General features: G+C 68.3%; 24 protein-coding genes and 1 pseudogene. 18 read left to right on the forward strand and 7 right to left on the reverse strand.

The window, feature by feature from the left end:
* Positions 1-111: 111 nt before the first annotated feature.
* From ACFQ0E_RS16390 to rpsF, 5 genes are all read right to left on the reverse strand, one after another.
* Positions 112-357, reverse strand: a complete 246-nt coding sequence (locus ACFQ0E_RS16390) for a hypothetical protein (protein ID WP_386825663.1) — start codon at positions 355-357, stop codon at positions 112-114.
* A 37-nt stretch (positions 358-394) separates the two neighbouring features.
* Positions 395-1,813, reverse strand: a complete 1,419-nt coding sequence (locus tag ACFQ0E_RS16395) for a replicative DNA helicase (RefSeq protein WP_386825665.1) — start codon at positions 1,811-1,813, stop codon at positions 395-397.
* Positions 1,814-2,067: 254 nt separating this feature from the next.
* Entirely contained in the window at positions 2,068-2,520 is a 453-nt protein-coding gene (gene rplI / locus ACFQ0E_RS16400) for a 50S ribosomal protein L9 (protein ID WP_137852291.1), read from the reverse strand.
* A gap of 211 nt (positions 2,521-2,731) precedes the next feature.
* A complete protein-coding gene (gene rpsR, locus ACFQ0E_RS16405; RefSeq protein WP_055247656.1) occupies positions 2,732-2,962 on the reverse strand; it encodes a 30S ribosomal protein S18 in 231 nt (76 codons plus the stop codon).
* Positions 2,963-2,973: 11 nt separating this feature from the next.
* Positions 2,974-3,396, reverse strand: coding sequence for a 30S ribosomal protein S6 (gene rpsF, locus ACFQ0E_RS16410; RefSeq protein ID WP_137852290.1), 423 nt, complete (start codon positions 3,394-3,396; stop codon positions 2,974-2,976).
* A gap of 262 nt (positions 3,397-3,658) precedes the next feature.
* Here rpsF and ACFQ0E_RS16415 point away from each other — a divergent pair, with 262 nt between their 5' ends.
* Complete coding sequence (locus ACFQ0E_RS16415) at positions 3,659-5,314, forward strand: serine hydrolase (protein ID WP_386825669.1); 1,656 nt, start codon at positions 3,659-3,661, stop codon at positions 5,312-5,314.
* A gap of 85 nt (positions 5,315-5,399) precedes the next feature.
* On the opposite strand, the gene ACFQ0E_RS16420 is transcribed toward ACFQ0E_RS16415, so the two are convergent.
* Together ACFQ0E_RS16420 and ACFQ0E_RS16425 are read right to left on the reverse strand one after the other, a co-directional pair.
* Complete coding sequence (locus ACFQ0E_RS16420; protein WP_386825671.1) at positions 5,400-7,175, reverse strand: DUF885 domain-containing protein; 1,776 nt, start codon at positions 7,173-7,175, stop codon at positions 5,400-5,402.
* A gap of 68 nt (positions 7,176-7,243) precedes the next feature.
* Positions 7,244-7,585: a HesB/IscA family protein gene (locus ACFQ0E_RS16425; protein ID WP_386825673.1), complete on the reverse strand. Its 342-nt coding sequence runs from the start codon at positions 7,583-7,585 to the stop codon at positions 7,244-7,246.
* A 79-nt stretch (positions 7,586-7,664) separates the two neighbouring features.
* Between ACFQ0E_RS16425 and asnS the strand changes: the two genes are divergently transcribed.
* The 17 genes and pseudogenes from asnS to ACFQ0E_RS16510 all read left to right on the forward strand — a co-directional run bounded on the left by asnS (position 7,665) and on the right by ACFQ0E_RS16510 (position 19,650).
* Positions 7,665-9,068: an asparagine--tRNA ligase gene (gene asnS / locus ACFQ0E_RS16430; RefSeq protein ID WP_386825675.1), complete on the forward strand. Its 1,404-nt coding sequence runs from the start codon at positions 7,665-7,667 to the stop codon at positions 9,066-9,068.
* Positions 9,043-9,480, forward strand: coding sequence for an ADP-ribosylation/crystallin J1 (locus ACFQ0E_RS16435; RefSeq protein WP_386825677.1), 438 nt, complete (start codon positions 9,043-9,045; stop codon positions 9,478-9,480). Before asnS ends, ACFQ0E_RS16435 begins: the two co-directional genes overlap by 26 nt.
* Positions 9,477-9,782 (forward strand): hypothetical protein, encoded by a 306-nt coding sequence (locus ACFQ0E_RS16440; protein WP_386825679.1) that lies wholly within the window; start codon positions 9,477-9,479, stop codon positions 9,780-9,782. Before ACFQ0E_RS16435 ends, ACFQ0E_RS16440 begins: the two co-directional genes overlap by 4 nt.
* Positions 9,779-10,099, forward strand: a complete 321-nt coding sequence (locus tag ACFQ0E_RS16445; RefSeq protein ID WP_386825681.1) for a hypothetical protein — start codon at positions 9,779-9,781, stop codon at positions 10,097-10,099. The genes ACFQ0E_RS16440 and ACFQ0E_RS16445 overlap by 4 nt, the downstream gene beginning before the upstream one ends.
* A gap of 47 nt (positions 10,100-10,146) precedes the next feature.
* On the forward strand, positions 10,147-10,779 hold the full coding sequence (locus ACFQ0E_RS16450) for an FMN-binding negative transcriptional regulator (RefSeq protein WP_386825683.1): 633 nt from the start codon (positions 10,147-10,149) through the stop codon (positions 10,777-10,779).
* Positions 10,780-10,792: 13 nt separating this feature from the next.
* Positions 10,793-11,578, forward strand: coding sequence for an SDR family oxidoreductase (locus ACFQ0E_RS16455; protein ID WP_386825684.1), 786 nt, complete (start codon positions 10,793-10,795; stop codon positions 11,576-11,578).
* Positions 11,579-11,606: 28 nt separating this feature from the next.
* Positions 11,607-12,077: a hypothetical protein gene (locus ACFQ0E_RS16460; protein WP_386825686.1), complete on the forward strand. Its 471-nt coding sequence runs from the start codon at positions 11,607-11,609 to the stop codon at positions 12,075-12,077.
* A gap of 77 nt (positions 12,078-12,154) precedes the next feature.
* Positions 12,155-12,454 (forward strand): PilZ domain-containing protein, encoded by a 300-nt coding sequence (locus ACFQ0E_RS16465; protein WP_386825688.1) that lies wholly within the window; start codon positions 12,155-12,157, stop codon positions 12,452-12,454.
* A 63-nt stretch (positions 12,455-12,517) separates the two neighbouring features.
* Entirely contained in the window at positions 12,518-13,345 is an 828-nt protein-coding gene (gene nei / locus ACFQ0E_RS16470) for an endonuclease VIII (protein WP_386825689.1), read from the forward strand.
* A gap of 77 nt (positions 13,346-13,422) precedes the next feature.
* Positions 13,423-14,847, forward strand: a complete 1,425-nt coding sequence (locus tag ACFQ0E_RS16475) for an aldehyde dehydrogenase (RefSeq protein ID WP_386825690.1) — start codon at positions 13,423-13,425, stop codon at positions 14,845-14,847.
* A gap of 73 nt (positions 14,848-14,920) precedes the next feature.
* Positions 14,921-15,502 (forward strand): annotated as a pseudogene (gene can / locus ACFQ0E_RS16480) (carbonate dehydratase); the annotation flags it as partial.
* A gap of 113 nt (positions 15,503-15,615) precedes the next feature.
* Positions 15,616-16,050: a RidA family protein gene (locus ACFQ0E_RS16485; protein WP_386825692.1), complete on the forward strand. Its 435-nt coding sequence runs from the start codon at positions 15,616-15,618 to the stop codon at positions 16,048-16,050.
* 1 nt (position 16,051) lies between these two features.
* Positions 16,052-17,005, forward strand: coding sequence for a sodium-dependent bicarbonate transport family permease (locus ACFQ0E_RS16490; protein WP_386825694.1), 954 nt, complete (start codon positions 16,052-16,054; stop codon positions 17,003-17,005).
* Between the two features lie 27 nt (positions 17,006-17,032).
* The gene (locus tag ACFQ0E_RS16495) at positions 17,033-17,560 is read left to right on the forward strand and encodes a 3-hydroxyanthranilate 3,4-dioxygenase (RefSeq protein ID WP_386825696.1); all 528 of its coding nucleotides are present in this window, start codon (positions 17,033-17,035) and stop codon (positions 17,558-17,560) included.
* A 181-nt stretch (positions 17,561-17,741) separates the two neighbouring features.
* Complete coding sequence (locus tag ACFQ0E_RS16500) at positions 17,742-17,981, forward strand: type II toxin-antitoxin system ParD family antitoxin (protein ID WP_386825697.1); 240 nt, start codon at positions 17,742-17,744, stop codon at positions 17,979-17,981.
* Positions 17,978-18,310 (forward strand): type II toxin-antitoxin system RelE/ParE family toxin, encoded by a 333-nt coding sequence (locus tag ACFQ0E_RS16505; RefSeq protein ID WP_386825698.1) that lies wholly within the window; start codon positions 17,978-17,980, stop codon positions 18,308-18,310. The genes ACFQ0E_RS16500 and ACFQ0E_RS16505 overlap by 4 nt, the downstream gene beginning before the upstream one ends.
* Complete coding sequence (locus ACFQ0E_RS16510) at positions 18,307-19,650, forward strand: amidohydrolase family protein (protein WP_386825699.1); 1,344 nt, start codon at positions 18,307-18,309, stop codon at positions 19,648-19,650. The genes ACFQ0E_RS16505 and ACFQ0E_RS16510 overlap by 4 nt, the downstream gene beginning before the upstream one ends.
* Positions 19,651-19,663: the final 13 nt, after the last annotated feature.

Genomic DNA, 19,663 nt, shown 5'->3' on the forward strand with positions numbered 1-19,663 from the left:
CAAGTGCTCCTTGAGAAGTTCCCGGGTCCGGGATCGCGCGCCCCTGCGCGCTTCGGCCGGATGGGTATTGTCGAGGAGTGGTCTCTCAGGGCCTGAGACTGCCGAGCGTGATCACGCCGTGACCCAGTTCATGAAGGCGAAGAACAGGCGCGCCGTCGACACGGCACACAACACCATGGCCAGCATGGTGACGATCAGGAAGATCTGCGACTGCCCCCAGGACATCAACGCATCGTCGTCGAGTTTGAAGATGCGACGCAGGATCCAGTCGATCCATCGCAGTCCCCGTGCCCAGCGGGAGAGCATGACGGCTGCGAACAACGCAGTGAACACGAACACGAACAGCTCAGCCAGCATGCGTCCCCCTGCATGGAAACTCGACCCGGAATCGCGGTTACTCGAAACTCCCCATCGAATCGAACGCGAGGTTGTCGAAGCGCGTGTATTCGCCGAAGAACTTCAGCTTGAACGAGCCGGTCGGGCCCGAACGCTGCTTGCCGATGATGATCTCGGCCAGCCCCTTGTCCGGCGAATTTTCCTTGTTGTAGTAATCGTCGCGGTAGATGAAGACGATCATGTCCGCGTCCTGCTCGATGGCGCCCGATTCGCGCAGGTCGGCCATCACCGGACGCTTGTCGGCGCGGGTTTCCAGCGAGCGGTTGAGCTGCGACAGCGCGATGACCGGCACGCCCAGCTCCTTCGCCAGGCCCTTGAGCGATCGCGAGATCTCGGAGATTTCCGTTGCGCGGTTCTCGCTGTTGCCCGGCACCTGCATCAGCTGCAGGTAGTCGATCACGATCAGGCCCAGGCCGTGCTCGCGCTTGAGGCGGCGCGACTTCGCGCGCAGGCCTTCGGGCGACAGGCCGGGCGTGTCGTCGATGAAGATCTTGGTTTCCTTGATCATCCGGATCGCGCTGCTGACGCGGCTCCAGTCTTCGTCTTCCAGCTGGCCGGTACGCAGGCGCGTGGCGTTGACGCGGCCGTTCGCGGAGATGAGACGCAGGGCCAGCTGCGATGCCGACATTTCCATCGAGAACACCGCGACCGGCTTTTTCGTCTTGATCGCCGCATGCTCGGCGATGTTGAGCGCGAAGGTGGTCTTGCCCATCGCGGGACGCGCCGCGAGGATGATCAGGTCGGTCGGCTGCAGGCCGGCGGTCATCTCGTCGAATTCGGTATAGCCGGTCGGCAGGCCGGTGACGCCGCCGCCGTTCTGGTAGCGCGTCTGCAGCACGTCGAAGGCTTCGGCCATCGCCTTGTTGATCGCGACGAAGTCGGTGCGCCCCTGCGAACGCGCTTCGGAGATCGCGAAGACTTCCTTCTCGGCCTCGGCCAGGATCTCGTCGCTGTCGCGCCCTTCCGGCTGGAAGGCGTTGTTGACGATGCCGGTGCCCGTGTCGATCAGCTGGCGCAGGATCGACTTGTCGCGGACGATCTCGGCATACGCGGCGATGTTCGCCGCCGAGGGCGTCGTGCTGGCCAGTTCGATCAGGTAGGCGCCGCCGGCGACCAGTTCCGAGAACCCGTTCGACTCGAACCATTCGCCCAGCGTCACCGCGTCGTAGGGCTTGCTCTTTTCCGCCAGCTCGCGGATCGCGCGATAGATCAGCTGGTGGTCGCGGCGGTAGAAGTCTTCCTCGTTGAGCCGGTCGGCGACGCGGTCGAAGGCGTCCGGCGCCAGCATCAGGCCACCGAGCACGGCCTGCTCGGCCTCGATGGACTGCGGCGGGATCCGCAACTGCTCGACCCGGCTGTCGCTGAAGGTGTCGCGGCGACGGTTGTTGTCGCCGTAGGCGTTGGGACGGAAGGCCATCGTGGAATGCTGCTCCGGAAGAACGCGGCGAGGGACGGAAGCTGGGCTGTGCCGGTCAGGCATCCTATGCCGCGACCGAGCGCGGGTGTTGCAGACAAGTCTATGGAAAACCTGTGCATAACTTCGGGCCCGGGTGTCTCATCCCTGGAGACGACGACCGGGACCCGAACCTGGCCCGACGAAAGGCGAGTGGGCCCTTCAAACGAAACGGGCGCCTTGCGGCGCCCGTCCCGGTGACACATGCGTGAAGCGGATCAGGCGGCTTCCGGCTCGATGACGACCTTGACCGGCACTTCGACGTCGGCGTGCAGGTGCACGAGAACTTCGTGTTCGCCGATGTTGCGCAGCGGGCCCGAGCCCATGACGACTTCGGACTTGCCGACCTTGTGGCCGGCGGCGGTCAGGGCCTCGGCGATGTCGCGCGGGCCGACCGAACCGTACAGCTTGCCTTCGGTCGAGGCGTTGGCCTGGATCGTGACGACCACGCCGTCGAGCGCGTTGCGGCGGCTCTCGGCATCGTCGGCCAGCGCCTTGGCCTTGGCTTCGTACTCGGCGCGCTTGGCTTCGAACGCGGCGACGTTGGCGGCGGTGGCCGGCACGGCCTTGCCCTGCGGCACGAGGAAGTTGCGGCCGTAGCCCGGCTTGACCTTGACCTTGTCGCCCAGGTTGCCGAGGTTCACGACTTTCTGCAGAAGAATGAGTTCCATGATGACTCCGTATTCGTTAGCGGGCGCGCTGGATGGGCGCCCGCAACTGGTGGCTGTCCGAATGGACGGGAAAACGATGCAGAACGCTCGATCGCACAGCCAGCGATGGCCCGGCTAGGAGCGGACGGACGCGCAAACCGGAGTTGGCTCAAGGCCAATGAGGATTTGCGCGGCCGGCCGGCGACAACGCCGGGGCGAGCTGGCGCAGCGATCAGACGTTGTGGTTGTCCGTGTACGGGATCAGGGCCAGGAAACGCGCACGCTTGACGGCGGTGGCGAGCTGGCGCTGGTACTTGGACTTCGTGCCAGTGATGCGGCTGGGCACGATCTTGCCGTTCTCGGTGAGGTTCTGGCGCAGGGTGTTGAGATCCTTGTAATCGATCTCCTTCACGCCTTCGGCCGTGAACTTGCAGAACTTGCGGCGACGGAAGAACTTGGACATGGGTGCGCTCCTCAGGCTTCGGCGGATTCGGCGGCGTCTTCGCCGTCAGCGGTATCGGGGGCGGCATCGTCGTCGCGACGGCGGCGTTCGCCCTTCTCGGCCTTGTCCTTGTCATCCTTGTTCTTCATGATCAGGGACTGCTCGGTTTCCGGGCCGTCGCGCTTGATGACGAGGTGACGGAGCACGGCGTCGTTGAAGCGGAAGGTGTCGACCAGTTCATTCAGGACATCGAGGCTGGTCTCGATGTTCATCATGATGTAGTGGGCCTTGACCAGGTTCTGGATCGGGTACGCGAGCTGGCGGCGGCCCCAGTCTTCGAGGCGGTGGATCTTGCCGTTGCCGTTCTCGACGAGCGACTTGTAGCGCTCGACCATCGCCGGCACCTGCTCGCTCTGGTCCGGATGGACCATGAAGACGATTTCGTAATGACGCATTGCGGTGTCCTTGTGGATATCGACAGGCGGGATTGCCTGCGAAAGCCCCCCGACGCCGGGCTGGCGACGGTGGAGCAAGGTCCCCTGCCGGGACGCGGGTCCGAGCGGGAGCCAGAAAGTATGGCAGGTTCAAGCACTTGGGCGCAAACCCGGACCCACCCGAACACGGTCCGGGGGCAACCGGGACCTCCGGCGGATGCCGGCTGGGCGGGTTTGCGGGATAGTGGCGCCCTTTCGCCTGCCCATCCCGACCTTGCCCGCCATGTCCCGAACCCGCCGCACCGGCCTCGCCTGCGCCCTCGCGCTCGCCCTGGTCCCAGCCATGCTCCCGGGCCTCGCCCCGACCGCCCTCGCGACCACCCCGCCTCCGCCGGCTCCGCCCTCGCCGACCCCAGCCGCCGCGCCCGCGCTGCCGGCCCAGCTGGCCGACTTCGACGCCTACGTCGAAGCGGTCCGCAAGACCTTCGACGTGCCGGGTGTGGCCGTGGTGGTGGTCAAGGACGGGGCGGTGGTCTTCGAGCGCGGCTACGGCGTGCGCGAGCTGGGCGGCGCGCCTGTGGATGCCGGGACGATGTTCGCGATCGCCTCGAACACCAAGGCCTTCACCGCCGTCGCCCTCAACATGCTCGCCGAGGAGGGCAAGCTGAAGATGGACGACCGGGTGGTCGACCACTTGCCCTGGTTCCAGATGGCCGATCCCTACGTGACCCGCGAGATGCGCATCCGCGACCTGCTCGCGCACCGCAGCGGCCTGGGGCTTGGCGCCGGCGACCTGCTCTACTGGCCCGGCACCGACTACAGCACCGAAGAGGTCGCGCGGCGACTGCGCCACGTGCCGATCGCCGGCTCGTTCCGCGACCGCTATGCCTACGACAACATCCTATACGGCGTGGCGCAGCTGGTCGTCGAGAAAGCGAGCGGCCAGCCCTTCGAAGCCTTCCTGCGTACGCGCATCCTGCAGCCGCTGGACATGCGCGAGACCCGCTTCAACAGCGACGCGCTGCAGCCGGGCGACAACGTGGCAACCGGCTATGCGCTCGCCGACGGCAAACGCCTGGAACCGGCGCCGCGCCTGAGCTGGCACAACGTCTCCGGCGCCGGCGGGCTGTACGCCAGCGCCCGCGACATGGGCACCTGGATGCGCCTGCAGTTGGCCGGTGGCGCGTATCGCGACGCGGACGGCAAGGAACAGCGGCTGTTCTCCGAGAAGACCCAGGCGGAGATGTGGTCGATGATCACGCCGATCCCGGTGGGCCTGCCTTCGGTGCCGGAACTGCTGCCGGCAAAGCCCAACTTCGTCGGCTATGGCCAGGGCTGGATGCTGTCGGACTACCGTGGCCAGAAGCTGGTCTGGCACACCGGCGGCTGGCCGGGCCAAGTGTCGCGCCTGACCCTGCTGCCGGATCGCAAGCTCGGTGTGATGGTGATGACCAGTGCGGAACTCGGCGGCGCGTTCAACGCGATCACCCTGCGCGTGCTCGACGCCTACCTCGACGCGCCGAAGACCGACTGGAACGCGGCCTATGGCGCGGCGCTGGCGAAGTCGCGCGCCAAGGGCGACGAGAGCTGGGCGAAGCACCAGGCCGCGCGGGCGAAGGGGTCGAAGCCTGCCCTGCCCCTCGCTGGCTATGCCGCGACCTATCGCGACCCGTGGTATGGCGATGTCGTGGTGTCGCAGGAGAACGGCGCGCTGCGCATGCGCTTCTCGCGCACGAAGTCGCTGATCGGCACGCTGCAGCACTGGCACCACGACACCTTCCTGGTGCGCTGGGACGAGCGCTGGCTGAATGCCGACGCCTTCGTCACCTTCTCGCTGACGCCCGACGGCAAGGTCCGCGAGGCACGCATGGAAGCGATCTCGCCGAACACCGACTTCAGCTTCGACTTCCAGGATCTGGTGCTGACGCCGGTGAAATGACGCGGAACGTGTAGAGCGGAGCTTGCTCCGCTCGTCCATCAAGGCAACACATGAGCGGAGCAAGCTCCGCTCTACACGGGAAAGATCAGCGACGCGCGGCGATCCACGCGTCGATGTGCTTCTCCAGGGTTTCCAGCGGCACCGAGCCGGTTTCGAGCACGGCATCGTTGAAGTCGCGGACATCGAATTTTTCGCCGAGCGCGGCCTTCGCCTTCGCACGCAGTTCGGAGATGCGGATCTGGCCGATCTTGTAGGCCAGCGCCTGGCCGGGCGTGCCGATGTAGCGGTCGATCTCGTTGACGATGTCGAGTTCGGCCTTCGGCGCGTTGTCCTTGAAGTAGGCGATGGCGCGCTCGCGGCTCCAGCCCTTGGCATGCATGCCGGTGTCGACGACCAGGCGCACCGCGCGCCACATTTCGTAGGCGAGCTGGCCCATGCGGTCGTAGGGATCGTCGTACAGCCCCATGTCATAGCCGAGCTGCTCGGCGTACAGCGCCCAGCCTTCGCCGTAGGCGACGAAATAGGCGGTGCGACGGAACATCGGCGCATCCGGCAATTCCAGGCCGCGCGCGAACTGGAAATGGTGGCCCGGCACGGCCTCGTGCAGCGACAGCGGCATCATTTCCCAGATCGGCCGCGATTCGGGCTTGTACAGGTTGACGTAATAGAAGCCGGCACGACTGCCGTCGCTGGCGCCCTGCTGGTAGTAGGCCGTGGTGGTATCGGGCGCGATGTTGTCGGGGATCGGGCGCACGCCGTAGGGCTGGCGCGGGATGGTGCGGAACACCTTCACCAGCTCCGGATCGATGCGCTTGGAGATCGCCTGGTAAGCGGTCAGCAGCGCTTCGGGCGTCTTGTGGAAGAACTTCGGGTCGGTGCGCAGGTGGTCGAAGAACGCGGCCAGGTCGCCCTGGAAACCGACCTCGACGCGGATCTTCTCCATCTCGGCGCGGATGCGCGCCACTTCCTTCAGGCCGATGTCGTGGATCTGGTCGGCGGTGAGGCGCGTGGTGGTGTAGTCGGCAGCGAGGAAGTCGTAGTACGCGCGACCGTCGGGCAGGTCGCTCACCGCGATCCCGGCCCGGGTCTTCGGCAGGTACTGGTCGTTGAAATACGCCTGCAGGGTGCGGTACGCCGGGACGATCTTCTGCGCGATGACCTCGCGCGCCTCGGCCTGCAGCGCGGCGCGGTCGGCCTCGGGCACGCCGGCCGGGAACTTCAGGAACGGCCGGTAGAACGGGCTCTTCGCCGGGTCGTCGACCACCTGTGCGGCGATCTGCCCGGGCACGCGCTGCATCAGCACCTTCGGCGGCACCTGGCCGGCCTTGACGCCCTCCTTCATCAGGACGATCACCTGGTCGATCGCGACCGGCAGCGCGCGCATGCGCGCCAGCCAGCTGCGGTAATCGCGGGTCGTCGCGAACGGCAGGCCCTCGGCCAGGCCGTCGGCGGACTGGATGCCGCCCTGGTGGCTGACCGGCTGCAGGTATTCGCGGAAGCGCTGGCGCGCGACGCGGTTCTGCTGCAGCCACAGGAAGGTGTCGTAGTTGAGCTGGTCGGCGGGCGACAGCTTTGCGCGGCCGAAGCCCTTGATCCGCTCGAGCGCCTCGCGGTCGGCGCGCGCGCTGGCCTCGATGGCCGGCAGGCTGAAATCGGACCAGCGATCGTCGAAGCGCCGGTCGCCCTGCAGCGACGCCCCTTCCGGGCTCTCGCGCAGGCCGCGCTCCCATTCCTCGGCGAAGAAGGCGTGCAGGCGCTTGCCCTCGTCGGCCGGCTGGGCGCGGACAGGCGCGACGGCCGCGATCAGGACAAACGCCGCACAGGCGGCACGGGCCACCGCACGGATCGGATGACTGGGCATGAGCGATTCCCCTTCTGGCGAAGGCCCGAGTCTATCCCGCCATGCCGACTGGACCGATAGGTCGAAAGTCAGGCCGCCTTGTCGGCGTCGGTGGTGAAGCTGGAACCGCAGCCGCATTCCCCGGCGACGTTGGGGTTGCGGAACAGGAACTGTTCGTTCAGGCCCTGCTTGTGGAAGTCGATCTCGGTGCCATCGACCATCGGCAGGCTGTCGGCGTCGATGAAGATCCGGACGCCGGCGTATTCGCTGACCACGTCGCCGGGGCGCTCGTCGCGGGCGAGGTCGACGACGTAGCTCCAGCCGGAACAACCGGTGCGCTTGACGCCGAAGCGGAGGCCGAGGGCGCCGGGGGTGGCGGCGAGGAAGCCCTGGACGCGTTCCAGGGCAGCGGGAGCGAGGGAGATGGCCATGGGGGAGATTCTAGCCTGAAGGGTCGAGTAAACTTGGGGGCTCGACACATATCGGCGCGTTGGCGCGGGAATTCAAGGCATGGGAATCGAAAGCGTGAAGAGCGTGAAGCAGGGACTGGCCGGTGAAGGCGCCGGCGGCGAAATCACGATCAAGGGCTGGGTTCGCACCCGCCGCGATTCCACGGCACTGAGCTTCGTCCAGGTCAGCGACGGCTCCTGCTTCGCGCCGATCCAGATCGTGGCAACCGATGCCCTGCCCAACTACGAGTCCGAAGTGAAGCGCCTGTCCGCCGGCTGCGCCGTGGTCGTCACCGGCACGCTGGTGCCGTCGCAGGGCAAGGGCCAGAGCTTCGAGATCCAGGCCAGCCGCGTCGAGGTCGTCGGCTGGGTCGACGATCCGGAGACCTACCCCATCCAGCCGAAGCAGCACACGATGGAATTCCTGCGCGAGGTCGCCCACCTGCGCCCGCGCACCAACCTGTTCGGCGCCGTCACCCGCATCCGCCACTGCCTGGCCCAGGCGATCCACCGCTTCTTCCACGAAGACGGCTTCTACTGGGTCAACACGCCGATCATCTCGACCTCCGACGCCGAGGGCGCGGGCCAGATGTTCCGCATCTCCACCCTCGACATGATGAACCTGCCGCGCACGGCCGACGGCAACATCGACTTCTCGAAGGACTTCTTCGGCAAGGAAACCTTCCTCACCGTGTCCGGCCAGCTCAACGTCGAGGGCTACTGCCTGGCGCTGAGCAAGGTCTACACCTTCGGCCCGACCTTCCGCGCCGAGAACAGCAACACCAGCCGCCACCTGGCCGAATTCTGGATGATCGAGCCGGAAATCGCCTTCGCCGACCTGAACGACGACGCGACCCTGGCCGAGCGCTTCCTGAAGTACCTGTTCCGCGCGGTGCTGACCGAGCGCGCAGACGACATGGCATTCATTGCGGAACGCGTGCAGAAGGACGCGATCACGCGCCTGGAGAATTTCATCAATGCGCCGTTCGAGCGCATCGACTACACCGAAGCCGTTCGCCTGCTGCAGGAGAGCAAGCAGAAGTTCGATTTCCCGGTCGAATGGGGTCTGGACCTGCAGACCGAGCACGAGCGCTGGTTGACCGAAGTGCACGTCGGTCGTCCGGTGGTGGTGATGAACTATCCCGAGCACTTCAAGGCCTTCTACATGCGTCTGAACGATGACGGGAAAACAGTGGCCGCGATGGACGTGCTGGCCCCGGGCATCGGCGAGATCATCGGCGGCTCGCAGCGCGAGGAGCGCCTCGACGTGCTCGACGCGCGCATCGCGCAGTTCGGCCTCGACCCGGCGCACTACCAGTGGTATCGCGACTTCCGCCGCTACGGCACGGTGCCGCACGCCGGTTTCGGCCTGGGCTTCGAGCGCCTGGTGGTCTATGTCTGCGGCCTGGCCAACATCCGCGACGCCATCCCGTTCCCGCGTGCGCCGGGTTCGGCGGAGTTCTGACGGAACGCCTGCGATGAACGACTTTTCCGGCGCCATCGAGATCGACGGCGACTGCGTGGTGATGTACCGGCCGACCGGTCCGGAGGAGCTCGCACTGGTCGAAGCCAGCGGTTTCCGTCGCTGGCCGCCGCGCCTGCCCGAACAACCGATCTTCTACCCGGTCACCAACGAACGCTACGCGATGGAGATCGCGACGCGCTGGAACATCAGGGACAGCGGCGTCGGCTACGTCACCCGCTTCCGCGTCCGCAAGGCCTGCGTCGACCGCTACGCGGTGCAGAAGGTCGGCGGCGCGCACCACACCGAATGGTGGGTGCCGGCGGAGGAGCTGGACGCCTTCAACGACGAAATCGTCGGCCTGATCGAAGTGATCGGCGAATACCGCCACGACCCGGAAGCCACTGCACCATGATCCTGTTCTTCGCCCTCGTCTCGCTCGCGCTGGCCATCGCCGGGTTCTGCGCGCTGGTGATCTTCTGGCCGCTGACCCTCGTCCATCTGCGTGATCGTCATCCGGAGCTGCACGCCGGGCTGGGCGAGTTCGCGTTCGCGAATCCTTCGGCGCTGTGGTGGCTGCTGCTCGGCGGCTATCGTCAGACCGGCGACAGCAACCTCAGCGGCCTGGCGACGCCGGCCCGCGTGGCGCTGAGCGTGATCCTGCTCGGCCTGTTCTCGGCGGGCATCCTCTGGCTGTGGGCGGAGATCTCCGCATGACCGGTTCCGCGTTCGACGAGATCCGCACGGAATGGTGGCTGGCCAGCCTCGGCCGCACGATCGTCTGGGCACGCCTGCGCGTGCTGGAAGCCGGCACCGCCGAGGTGTTCGACAGCGACGGCAACACCCTGGCCTACGACAGCGAAGACAGCGCCCGCGCCGCACTGATGGACGCCGAATTCGTGAGCTGGGATGGCCTGGACGAGGAAGATGCGCTGGAGCGCGGCTTCTCGCTCGGCGAGATCGCACCGCCGCATGGCGATGACGACGCGGCACTGCGCGCTCGCATGGTGCTGACGCTCGGCGCGCGGGCCTGAACGCAGGATCGGCTGCGGTCGGCGCACGCAACGGAAGGGAATCGACCATGTACCAGCCGCGCGCCTTCATCGAATCCGATCTCGCCGCGCTGGATGCGCTGGTCGAGGCCGATCCCTTCATCACCCTGGTCAGCACCGGCGACGACGGATCGCCCTTCGTCAGCCACCTGCCGGTGCTCTATCGCCGCGACGGCGACGATGTGCTGGTCGAAGGCCACTGGGCACGCCCCAATCCGCAGGCCGGGCACGTCGGGCGGATGCTGATGATCGTGCATGGGCCGCACGCCTACGTGTCGCCCGGCTGGTATCCGGACAAGGAGACGGCGGCGCGCGTGCCGACCTGGAACTACGCGGTCGTGCACCTGCACGGCAGCGTCGAGACCTTCGAGGACGAAGCCGCACTGGCCGATCTCGTCGACCGCCTCAGCCGGCGCTTCGAGCCCACGGTCGGCAACGACTGGCGCTTCGAACCCGAACGCGCCGACCATCGCAGCCAGCTGCGGGGCATCGTCGGCTTCCGGTTCCGGCCGGTGCGCATCGACCTGAAATTCAAGCTCAGCCAGAACCATCCGCCCGCCAACCGGCAGGCGGTCATCGACGCCATGGCCGCGCGCGACGACTGCGATGCCCGGGCGATCGCCCACCTCATGCGCGCCCGGGAACCGGGCAGCGCCGAATGACGGACACCCGACCATGGACCTGAACCTCAGCGGCAAGCATGCGCTCGTCTGCGGCGCCTCCGAAGGCATCGGCCGCGCCACAGCGCACGAACTGGCGCTGCTCGGCGCGGACGTGACCGTGCTCTCGCGCAACGCCGCCAAGCTGCAGGCGGTGGTCGATGCCCTGCCCCGCTCCGGCGCGCAGCGTCACGGCCTCGTCGCCGCGGATGTCGCCGACACAGACGGCCTGCGCGCGGCCGTGCAGGCGCTGGCGCACGAACGGCCGGTGCACGTGCTGGTGAACAACACCGCCGGCCCGCCCGGCGGTGCGGCACATGCGGCGGCCGAAGACGCCTTCGTCGACACCTTCCGCAAGCACCTGCTCGCCAACCACGCGCTGGTGCAGTCGGTGCTGCCCAGCATGCGCGCCGCAGGCTGGGGCCGGATCGTCAACGTGATCTCGACCTCGGTGTACGAACCGATCCCGAACCTCGGCGTGTCGAACACCATCCGCGGCGCAGTGGCGAGCTGGGCCAAGACCCTGTCGCGGGAACTCGGCGGCGAGGGCATCACCGTGAACAACGTGCTGCCGGGCTACACCCGCACCGGCCGCCTCGACCAGATCCTGCACGACCGCGCCGCCGCCAGCGGCAAGAGCCAGGAGGATGTTGCCGCCGGGATGCGCCAGACCGTGCCCGCCGGCCGCTTCGCCCAGCCGGAGGAGATCGCCGCCGCGATCGCCTTCCTCGCCTCGCCCGCCGCCGGCTACATCAACGGCGTCAGCCTGGCGGTGGACGGCGGGCGGATGCAGTCGATCTGATCTCCATGCGCCTGCACAGCAGCTCGCCATGATCTTGCTTCGCCTGCTCCTCTGCGCCCTCGTCTTCGCCGCGAGCATCGTCGTCGGCTGGGATTTCCTGGTCGAGTCGCTGGGACAAGGCTCGCACGCGCTGGCAGCGGGCTGGTTCGGCATCCCGCTCGGCGCCATGGTGATCGGAATGGGCCTGATGACGCCCGCCGTCGGCCTGGGCGCATCGCTGCTCGTCGCCCGCCTGCTGCGTGTCCCCGAACCCATACGGCCCGAAGATCCCCGTTCGCTCCACGCCCATGTCGCCGCGCAGGCGACCTACCCGCTGGTGCTGCTGGCGGTCTCGATGGCGATGTGGCGCTACTTCCCGCCGCAGGCCAGCGAATACGCGCGCTTCGGCCGGGCGTTCTTCGTCACATCGGGCGTGCTGGCACTGACCTTCTGCACCTTCGGGGCCCTGGTCGCTGCCTCGACGCTGCTGAGGCAGCCGCTGACGGTCGATCGCGCCTGAAACCCGGCCCCCCCGACGTTGCGTCCCCGCCGCCGCTGCGGCAACGTATGCCGCTCCCCCGACCTCCGGAATGCCCCATGGAACAGGTGCTCACCAGGGACCGCCGCGACAGCCAGCGCGTGCCCTATCCGATGAAGGTACTGGTCCAGTACAGCGACATGGCCTGGGTTGCCGACGTGCTGGACCTGTCGACCGGTGGCTGCGGCATCTATCGCCCGGCCGGCTTCCTGCTGAGCCCGGGCAACGTCGCGCAATTGTTCTTCTTCGAGGGCTGCGGCCCCGCCGTGCGCGTCTCCGCGTGCATCGCGCGGATCACCGAACGCCACATCGGCTTCGAATACCACGAGCCGCAGCACATCCCGCCGACGCCGGGCTGAGGCGCGCATCCGGGCCCGCCCAGCACCCGTAACGCGTGGCATCCCGAACGACGAGCCCGCCCGATGCCAGAAGGTCCTGAAATCCGCCGTGCCGCCGACGCCCTCGCCGCTGCCGTCGTCGGCAGGCCATTGGCGCGCGCCTGGTTCTGGACACCCGCGCTGCAGCGGCACGCGAAGGATCTGGTCGGGCGCACCATCGAATCGATCACCCCGCACGGCAAGGCCCTGCTCACCCGCTTCGACCACGGCTGGACGCTGTACAGCCACAACCAGCTGTACGGCGTGTGGAAGGTGGCCGCTGCCGGCGAACGCCCGGACACCACGCGCAGCCTGCGTGTCGCGCTGGAGACGGCGGACCGGGCGATCCTGCTGTATTCCGCGTCCGACGTGGCGATGTGGCGCAGCGACGAGGTCCACCAGCATCCCTTCCTGGTGAAGCTTGGGCCGGACGTGCTCGATCCCGCGCTCGATGCGGCCACAGTGGCCGCGCGCCTGCGCGAGCCGCGCTTCCGGGGACGCGCGCTGGCGGCGCTGCTGCTCGACCAGGGCTTCCTCGCCGGCATGGGCAACTACCTGCGCTCGGAAGTGCTGTTCGCGGCGAAGCTGGCACCGGACCTGCGGCCTGCCGATCTCGGCGCCGCGCAGGTGCGGGCACTGGCGAAGGCCCTGCTCGACATCCCGCGTCGCAGCTACGCCACGCGCGGCATCGAGGCCGCGTCCGGGATGCGCGAGGACTACCTGACCGACACGCCCGAGGGCTTCCGCTTCAAGGTCTTCGACCGCGAGGGCCAGCCCTGCGAGCGCTGCCGGACGACCATCGTCCGCGAAGAGCACGGCACGCGCCGTCTCTACCTCTGCCCGCGCTGCCAGCTCCCTACGCCTGTGAATTGACGCGAACTGCGGCGAATGTGCACGACGCCGGCACGCGCTGCGGGACAGGAGCGACCGCGACCGGTAAGCTTGCCGGCATGGACACCTACCTGCACGTGATCGGTGGCGCCCCCCGCGCGTCGCGCAGCGGCCGCACGCTTGATGTCTTCGATCCGGCTCGTGGCCATGCCTATGCCCGCGTCGCCGCAGGCGACGGCGACGAGGCCGCCGCCGCGATCGCCGCCGCACAGGCCGCCTTCCCGGCCTGGTCCGCACTGCCGCCGACCGAACGCGCGCGCTGGCTGGAACGCCTGGCCGATGCGATCGAAGCCCGGCTCGACGATTTCGCCCATGCCGAAGCCCGCGACGGCGGCAAGCCTTTCGCCCTTGCCCGCGATGCCGAAATCCCGCGCGCGATCTCCAATCTCCGCTTCTTCGCCCACGCCGCGACCCAGTTCGCCAGCGAATCCCACCACGGCCAGGCCGGGCTGAACTACACGCTGCGCCAGCCGCTGGGCGTGGTCGCGACGATCTCGCCGTGGAACCTGCCGCTCTACCTGTTCACCTGGAAGATCGCCCCGGCGCTGGCGGCGGGGAATACGGTCGTCGCCAAGCCGTCCGAAGTGACGCCTGCCACCGCGACGATGCTGGGCCAGCTCGCCTGCGAGATCGGCTTTCCTGCGGGCGTGCTCAACATCGTCCACGGCCTCGGCCCCGACATCGGCGAGCCGCTGATCGCGAATCCAGCGGTGAAGGCGGTCTCGTTCACCGGCAGCACCGCCGTCGGCCGGCGCATCGCCGTGCTCTGCGCGGAACGCCTGAAGAAGGTGTCGCTGGAACTGGGCGGCAAGAACCCGACCGTGGTGTTCGCCGACAGCGACTGGCGCGCGCATCTGGACACGATCGTGCGCTCGGCCTTCCAGAACAGCGGCCAGATCTGCCTGTGCGGCTCGCGCATCCTGGTCGAACGCAGCATCTACAACGAATTTCGCGACGCGCTGGTCGAACGCGCGCTGGCGCTGCGCGTCGGCGACCCGATGGACAGCGACGCGCGCATGGGCCCGCTGGTGTCGCAGGCGCATTTCGACAAGGTGGTGCGCGCGCTGGAACGCGCGAAGGCCGAAGGCGGCCGGGTGCTCTGCGGCGGCCATGCGCTGGACCGTCCGGGCTGGTTCGTGGCGCCGACGGTGATCGAAGGCCTCGGCCCGGACTGCGGCACCAACCGCGAGGAAATCTTCGGACCTGTCGTCACCCTGCAATCCTTCGCGAGCGACGATGAAGCGCTCGCCCTGGCCAACGCCTCCGACTATGGCCTCGCCGCTTCGGTCTGGACATCGCAGCTGCAGCGCGCGCACCGCTTCGCCGCGCAGCTGCGCGTCGGCATGGTGTGGATCAACACCTGGCTCATGCGCGACCTGCGCACGCCTTTCGGCGGCATGGGCCAGTCCGGCCTCGGCCGCGAAGGCGGCCTCGAAGCCATGCGCTTCTTCACCGAGCCGCGCAACATCGGCATCGCCCTCTGAGAGCCTGAAGGATCGACTCGTGCCCCAATCCCTGAAACCCCTGCTCGACAACAACCGCGACTGGTCCGAGCGCATGCGCCTGGAGGACCCGGAGTTCTTCCAGCGTCTCTCGCAGCAGCAGGCGCCGAAGTACCTGTGGATCGGCTGTTCCGATTCGCGCGTGCCGGCCAACCAGATCATCGGCCTGTCGCCGGGCGAGGTGTTCGTCCATCGCAACATCGCCAACGTCGTGGTGCACACCGACCTGAACTGCCTGTCGGTGATGCAGTTCGCGATCGACCTGCTGAAGGTCGAGCACATCCTGATCGTCGGCCACTACGGCTGCAGCGGCGTGCATGCCGCGCTCACCGGGACCCGCGTCGGCCTGGCCGACAACTGGCTGCGCCACGTCGCGGATGTCGGCGCCAAGCATGCCGCGCTGCTCGACCGCGTCGGCGACGAGGCCGCACGGCACACGCGGCTGTGCGAACTGAACGTGATCGAACAGGTCGCGAACGTCTGCCAGGCCACCGTGGTGCAGGACGCCTGGGCGCGCGGCCAGTCGCTGCGCGTGCACGGCCTGATCTATGGCCTGCACGACGGCGTGGTCCGCCGGCTCGGCCTGCACGTCAGCAGCGCCGAGGAACTGGCTGCACAGTATCCCGGCGCGGTCGCGGCACTGGAGGCCGAAGCGTCGCATCGCCCCGGCAGCGAGCCGCATGCGCACGATGCATGCGGGCACGACGCACACACGCATGACAGGCACGACCCCGCACAGGACGCCTCCCCATGAGCGATGTCATCCATGCCAGCGCCGCGCCCAGGGCTGTCGGCCGCTACCCGCACGCCCGCCGCGTCGGCGATCTGCTGTTCCTGTCGGGCATCGGCCCGCGCGACCCGGCCAGCAACGGCATTCCCGGCAACGTGCACGACGCCGACGGCCGGCTGATCGCCTACGACATCGCCGCGCAGACGCACGCAGTGTTCGCCAACGTGCGCGCGGTGCTCGACGCCAGCGGCGCGCGCTGGGAAGACCTGGTCGACGTGACCGTCTACCTGACCGACATGGCCCGCGACTTCCCGACCTACAACGCGATCTGGGCCGAATACTTCCCCGACGCGGATACCGCGCCCTGCCGCACGACGCTGGGCATCACCGCGCTGCCGACGCCAATCGCGATCGAGCTCAAGTGCGTCGCCGCGCTGTCCGGAGCCGGACGCTGAGATGGAGCTGCTGCTGACCAACCTGACGTCGGCGGTCGTGCTGGCCTTCGTGCTGGGCATCGTGGCCCGCGCGGTGCGCAGCGACCTGGTGATCCCCGACCAGATCCAGACCTATCTCTCGATCTTCCTGCTGCTCGCCATCGGCCTGAAGGGCGGCGTGGCCCTGCGCGGCCAGGACCCGGGCTCGCTGGCGCTGCTGCTGGTGATGACCCTCGCCGCCGGCGCCTTCACCGCCTTCAGCGCCTATGCGGTCGCGAGGTTCCTGCTGGGCGACATCCGTCGCGAAGCGGCGGCGATGGCCGCGCACTACGGCTCGGTGTCCGCAGTGACCTTCATCGCCGCCAGCCAGTTCGCCGAACGCAGCGGGCAGACGCCCGACGGCGTGCTGGTCGCCCTGCTGGTGGTGCTCGAAGTGCCGGCGCTGCTCATCGGCCTGGCGCTGGGACGCAGCACGCAGAGCGATGCCGCCAGCCACCACACGCTGAAGGAAGTGTTCACCGGCAAGACCGCGATCCTGCTGCTCGGCGGCCTCGCGATCGGCGCGATCTCCGGGCCCGACGGCATCAAGAAGGTCGACGCGATGTACTTCGCGCTGTTCCAGGGCGTGCTGATGCTGTTCATGCTCGACATGGGCATGACCGCTGCCGGTCGTCTGGCCGAACTGCGCAGGGGCTGGTGGAAACTCGCGGTGTTCTCGACCGCGCTGCCGCTGGCGCATGGCGTGCTCGGCGTGTTCATCGCCGACGCCTGCGGCCTCTCGATCGGCGGCGCCACGGTGTTCGGCGCGATGCTGTCCAGCGCGTCCTACATCGCGGCGCCGGCAGCGGTGCGCGCCGGCCTGCCCGAAGCCGATGTCGGCCGGTGCATCACCGCCGCGCTCGGCCTCACCTTCCCGTTCAACCTCGCCATCGGCATTCCGCTGTACGCCAGCCTGGCGCAGCGCATCGCCGGCTGACCGCTCCCGCAGAACCGGAGACTTCCCATGCTGCCCAATCCCATCAACCTGCAGGCCTGGATCGACGAGCATCGCCATCTGCTCAAGCCGCCGGTGGGCAACAAATGCATCCACAACGAGGACTTCATCGTGATGGTGGTCGGCGGCCCGAACCAGCGCACCGACTACCACTGGGACGAAGGCCCGGAGTGGTTCATGCAGTTGGAAGGCGAGATGGTCCTGCGCATCCAGGAAGACGGGAAGGTCCGCGACATTCCGATCAAGGCCGGCGAAAGCTTCTACCTGCCGCCGCGCGTGCCGCACTCGCCGCAGCGCATGGCCGGCAGCATCGGCCTGGTGATCGAACGCAAGCGCCTGCCGCACGAACTCGACGGCCTGCTGTGGTACTGCGAACAGTGCAACGCGAAGATCTACGAAGAATTCTTCACCCTGCGCGACGTCGAGCAGGATTTCCCGCCGGTGTTCGACCGCTTCTATCGCTCGCACGAGCACCGCACCTGCAAGGCCTGCGGCCACCTCAATCCGGCACCGGCGAAGTACGACGCCCAGGGCTAGGTCTTTGTAGGAGGGCCTTCAGGCCCGAGCTTTTCGTGGATTCAATAAGGTTGCTCGGAAAAGCTCGGGCCTGAAGGCCCTCCTACAACCCCCACGGCAGGCCCCGTGACACCACCCGGCCCCGGGGGTATCCTCGCTTGGCAATTTTTGCCATCGCCACCGTGATCACGCCGGAGACCGCATGCCCGCCACGATGAACGTCTCGCTGACCGATCCATTGCGTCGGTTCGTCGAGGAAGAGGTCCGCGAGGGCGGCTTCGCCAGCACCTCGGACTACGTGCGCGAACTGATCCGCGAACGCCAGCGCCGCAAGGCCGAGGAAAGCCTCCGCGCGATGATCGCCAGCGGCCTGGGTTCCGGGCCCGCCGAGCCGGTGAGCGAGGCCTTCTTCGCCCAGCAGCGCGAACGCCTCAAGCCATGAATCCCCGTGCACTGCGCCTGCGCCCGCAGGCCGCCGCCGACATCGCCCATCTTGCCGATGCCTGCGCGGCGACGGCTGCCGGCGATGGCCTGCGCTTCATCGATGCCGTCGACGCCGTTTGCGCGCGGCTTGCGGCGTCCCCGGAGATCGGCGTCGACCGCCATCGCCATGTCGTGCCGGAGCTGCCGGTCGCCCTGCGCACGCTGCACGTGCCGGGTTTTCCCCACGTGCTGCTCTGCCACATGGCGCTGCCCGATGCCGTGGAAGTGATCCGCGTGATCGACACCACGCGCGGCATGGAAACGCTGGCCGAGGACATCGCCGCATGAGTCCGCGCATCGCTCGCCCGTTGTTCGCCGCAGCGCTGGCGCTGTGCGCCTTCGCCGCGATCGCGCAATCGAACCCGCCGCCTGCCGCCGCCGCGCAGCCCGAGCCGCCGACCACCGTCATCCATGCAGGCACGCTGCTCGCTTCGCCCGGCGACGCAGCGCTGAAGACGCGCACCGTGGTCGTGCGCGGCGACCGCATCGTCGCGGTGGACGAAGGCTTCCGGCCCGCGTCGCAGTACGGCGCGGATGCGCGGCTGGTCGATCTGTCCGATCGTTTCGTGATGCCGGGCCTGATCGACCTGCACATGCACCTCGCGATCTCGATGAACGTCGATCCCGAGGTCAGCACGTCTCCGGCGCGGCTCGCACTGTCCGGCGCCGGCTACGCGAAGCGCCTGCTCGATGCCGGCGTGACCACGGTCCGCGATGTCGGCGACAACGGCGGCACCGTGTACGCACTGCGCGATGCCATCGCTGCAGGCGACGTGCCCGGCCCGCGCATCTTCGCGGCGGGTCGCGTGATCTCGCGCACCGGCGGCCATGGCGCGAAACATCCGGTACCGACCGAACTACATTTCGAAGCCGCAGGCTGCGACGGCGTGGAGTCCTGCCGCCGCGCGGTACGCGAGAACATCGAGGCCGGCGCGGACTGGATCAAGCTCACCGTCTCCGGCTCCGGCCGCGAAGCCGGTGGTCGCGCCGACGCGCAGCCGATCATGCTCGACGACGAAATCTCCACCGCCAGCGAGGCCGCACGCCGAGCCTACCGACCCATCGCCGCGCACGCGCACAGCACCGCCGCGATCAACGCCGCGCTGCGCAACGGCGCGACGACGATCGAGCACGGCACCTATTTCGACGCCGAATCCGTGCGCCTGTTCAAGCAGCGACGCGCCTGGCTGGTGCCGACCGCCTCGGTCGCGGCCTTCGTGCGCACGCAGCTGTCGATGTTCGCCGGCAGTGGTGACGTGAAGGGCACCGAGGAACTGAAGGCCTGGGCCGACGCCGCTGTGGCCAACCCCGGTCGCGCCTGGCGCGCCGGCGTGCCGCTGGCGTTGGGCACCGATGGCGGCCCGAGCTTCGATGCGGACACCTCCGCGAAGGAAGTCGGCCTGTACGTCGCCGCCGGCGTGCCCGCGTCCGCTGCGCTTGCCGCAGCCACGCGCAACGGCGCCGAGGCGCTGGGCCTGGGCGATTCGCTTGGCCGCGTGCAGCCCGGCTACATCGCCGACCTGATCGCGGTCGACGGCGATCCGCTGGCCGATGTCGAACGCCTGCGTCGCGTCGTCTTCGTGATGAAGGACGGCGCGCTGCACCGGCTTCCGGAGCGCGCGCCATGATCCCGACCCTCTT

Origin of the sequence: Lysobacter brunescens (assembly GCF_042677005.1) — a bacterium.
Classification (GTDB): Bacteria; Pseudomonadota; Gammaproteobacteria; order Xanthomonadales; family Xanthomonadaceae; genus Lysobacter_I; species Lysobacter_I brunescens.